This is a genomic window from Vibrio sp. MED222 (assembly GCF_000153005.1).
GTDB lineage: Bacteria > Pseudomonadota > Gammaproteobacteria > Enterobacterales > Vibrionaceae > Vibrio > Vibrio tasmaniensis_A.
The window spans coordinates 112,036-114,520 of sequence record NZ_CH902610.1 but is presented as its reverse complement, the minus strand read 5'-3'; the positions used below and the strand labels follow the sequence as shown (position 1 = coordinate 114,520).

The window sequence follows — 2,485 nt, the reverse complement described above, 5'->3', positions numbered from 1 at the left end:
AATGCTTAATGTCGTCTCGTTACTTAGTTCAAACCGCTTGGTTATCCCTAGCAACGGAGGCGCATTATAGAGAGAATCCCCCTTTGCACAAGACCAAAAACAGAAAAAAATCGCCACAGGCGATCGTTCGGACACTATTCACTCAAAGCGTTCAAAATAGGTACGATTGCGTCTTAATTTCGACTAATCGTACCTATCGTTCTTACCTTGATTATTGGTGAGCAATAATTCGGTCGTTATTCACTAATAGCTGCACTTTCTTATCCGGATTGATTTTCCCCGCAAGTATCGCTTTCGCTAATGGGTTCTCAACACTCTGCTGAATTGCTCTTTTAAGAGGCCTCGCACCATATACAGGATCAAAACCGACTTTAGAAATCAGCCTCAGTGCTTTATCCGATACTTCAAGCTCATAACCATTGTCTTCCATTCGCTTTTTCAAGTGCTCAAGCTGAATAGCGGCAATTGACTCAATGTGCTCTTGGCCTAATGGATGGAACACAACGCTTTCATCAACTCGATTCAAAAACTCAGGTCGGAAATGTTTACCCACCACTTCCATAACCTCATTTTTAATGCCTTGGTAATCCAATGTATTAAAGTTCTCTTGAATACGAGTTGAACCTAGGTTCGATGTCATGATTACCACGGTATTTCTAAAATCGACCGTGCGACCTTGTCCGTCAGTTAATCGTCCATCATCTAAAACCTGCAATAGAATATTGAAAACATCTGGGTGAGCTTTCTCTACCTCATCAAGCAGAATGACAGAATAAGGTTTTCGACGAACAGCTTCGGTTAAGTACCCACCTTCTTCATAGCCCACATAACCAGGGGGCGCACCAACTAAACGAGCGACAGAATGTTTTTCCATAAACTCAGACATATCGATACGCACCATCGCATCTTCACTATCGAACATAAAGTTAGCTAATGTTTTACACAGTTCGGTTTTACCGACACCTGTTGGCCCTAAGAACAAGAACGAACCAATCGGCTTATTCGGATCAGACAAACCAGCACGGCTACGACGAATCGCATTCGATACCACTTCGACCGCTTCCGCTTGACCGATAACCCGCTTATGCAGAACACCTTCCATTTTCAGAAGCTTCTCCTTTTCCGCTTCTAGCATTTTAGAAACAGGAATACCGGTTTGCTTTGAAAGGACATCGGCGATCTCAGCGTCGGTCACCTTATTACGTAATAAGGTCATTTCTTGCATTTCAGCTTGAGTCGCGAGATCTAACTGCTTCTCCAATTCTGGGATTCGACCATATTGCAATTCAGACATACGGTTAAGGTCACCAGCGCGTCGTGCAAAATCCATATCCATTCGAGCTTGTTCTAGCTCTGATTTAATATGTTGCGTACCAGACAGCGCCGCTTTTTCAGCGTTCCAAACTTCTTCAAGCTCTGCGAAATCGCGTTCTTTCTCAGAAAGTTCGCTTTGTAACGTACGAAGCCTCTTTTCACTGGCCTCATCATTTTCATTCGTCAGAGCTTGCTGTTCGATCTTCAATTGAATGATTTTGCGCTCTAACTTATCCAATGACTCGGGCTTTGAATCTATCTGCATTCGAATACTCGAAGCCGCTTCATCAATGAGATCAATCGCCTTATCTGGTAACTGACGATCTGAAACATATCGGTGAGATAGCGTTGCCGCCGCTACGATAGCAGGATCGGTAATTTCTACATGATGGTGGAGTTCATAGCGCTCTTTCAAACCACGAAGAATCGCTACCGTGTCTTCAACGGTGGGTTCATCCACGATCACTTTTTGGAATCGACGCTCCAAAGCCGGGTCTTTCTCTATATATTGTCGGTATTCATCGAGCGTTGTTGCGCCGACACAATGCAGTTCACCACGAGCTAATGCTGGTTTCAGCATGTTACCCGCATCCATAGAGCCTTCGCCTTTACCTGCGCCGACCATAGTATGAATTTCATCGATAAAGAGAATGACATTGCCTTCTTCTTTCGATAATTCATTAAGCACTGATTTTAGACGCTCTTCGAATTCACCACGATATTTAGCACCCGCAACTAATGAGCCCATGTCTAATGAAAGCACTCGTCGGCCTCTTAAGCCTTCAGGCACTTCATTATTGATAATACGCTGAGCCAAACCTTCGACAATCGCAGTTTTACCTACACCGGGTTGACCGATAATGACAGGGTTGTTCTTAGTACGACGTTGAAGGACTTGAATCGTGCGACGAATTTCATCATCACGACCAATCACAGGATCTAGCTTGCCTTGCTCTGCTCGCTCGGTCAGATCAATGGTGAACTTCTCTAAAGCTTGGCGTCTATCTTCCGCATTCGGGTCATCAACCTTTTGACCACCACGAACTTGCTCGATAGCTTGAGATAGTTTTTGCTCAGTAAGGCCTAACTCTTTAAGTAAGTTACCTAGAGATCCTTTGTCTTCTATTGCAGCGAGTAGGAATACTTCTGAAGATATATAACTGTCTTGACG

1 protein-coding gene is annotated in these 2,485 nt (G+C 44.0%); it reads right to left on the bottom strand.

Going from position 1 to position 2,485, the window contains the following annotated elements:
- Positions 1–211: 211 nt before the first annotated feature.
- Positions 212–2,485: ATP-dependent chaperone ClpB (gene clpB / locus MED222_RS03975; protein ID WP_009848490.1), on the bottom strand; the 2,274-nt coding region annotated here is incomplete at its 5' end.